Annotated in this window: 1 pseudogene; it reads right to left on the bottom strand. The window is 46.6% G+C overall.

Annotation, left to right across the window (positions count from 1 at the left end):
- Positions 1-509 (bottom strand): annotated as a pseudogene (locus R7Q11_RS29595) (diguanylate phosphodiesterase); the annotation flags it as partial.

The raw sequence follows: 509 nt of genomic DNA, 5'->3' as shown, positions 1-509 counted from the left end.
ACGTCGTGTTGGATATCGTTAAACACTTCTAAGGATACGGACACGACAACAAAAAACACGTTGCTAGGATCGAAGCTAACTGGCGGTGCGCCCGTTCGTTTGTCAATGAGTTCGTATCGCAACAAGATGCTTTGGCCACTGGAGTTATAAATGAACCCTGTGTGACTGTATTCACCACGAGCCGCGAAGCTGGTTGCTATGTACTCCAGCACCTTTGGGTCAACAACGCCGGACGATTCGTAATATTGGTTTTCGGTGTAATAAAGCAGATTTTGCTTGCCGTCGAGGATCGCCATGCTCGCATCCCCTTTATAACCATGGCTCAGGACATCAGCGGTTTCATCTAGGCGGCTAAAAAGTACTCGCTCACGGTAGGGATTGTCGTGATTGATAAAATAGTCCTGCAGCACATCACTTTTACTCAGCGTGTACGCATAGCTGTTAAGAAAAATATTGGCTTGTCGAAATTGCCCCGCCAGTTTTTCCATCTGAAGTTGTATGTAGCTATC

The sequence above is a fragment of the Vibrio sp. 970 genome, assembly GCF_033339075.1.
Note: the sequence above shows the minus strand (reverse complement) of the source record. Positions and strands in the feature narration are given on the sequence as shown.